Origin of the sequence: Stenotrophomonas sp. GbtcB23 (assembly GCF_019091045.1) — a bacterium.
In the GTDB taxonomy this organism is placed as follows: domain Bacteria; phylum Pseudomonadota; class Gammaproteobacteria; order Xanthomonadales; family Xanthomonadaceae; genus Stenotrophomonas; species Stenotrophomonas rhizophila_A.
This window is the reverse complement of record NZ_JAGXKC010000307.1, coordinates 1-310: the sequence shown is the minus strand read 5'-3', so window position 1 is coordinate 310 and position 310 is coordinate 1. Positions and strand designations below refer to the sequence as shown.

At 60.3% G+C, this 310-nt stretch carries 1 protein-coding gene; it reads left to right on the top strand.

Going from position 1 to position 310, the window contains the following annotated elements:
• Positions 1-246: hypothetical protein (locus tag KVS69_RS19220; RefSeq protein ID WP_217539555.1), on the top strand; the 246-nt coding region annotated here is incomplete at its 5' end.
• Positions 247-310 lie beyond the last annotated feature (64 nt).

The following is a 310-nucleotide window of genomic DNA, read 5'->3' as shown; positions in this document are numbered from 1 at the left end:
CTGATTGGTGGCTGCGACGCAATGCCGCCTGCTATCGATGCCGTCTTCGAGGGGCGCATGTTCGCCACCGTGCGCAACCCGGCTTGCCTTATCCATAGCGGAGCAATCATTGCCGGCGTGGCGGCGGCAACGGCAGCGGGCAACGGAGGCGTCGGCGTACCCCGAAACATTGTTACCGATGGTCCTGTCGTGACCTTGGAGAAAGCCCCCGGTATGCGTTGGCTACAGGATCAGTTCTTGCTGTAGTTTGTTACACCAATTGGGGTCAACGGGGTGAAGTCACTGAGGTCACGGTCGCTTGGTCCAAGCC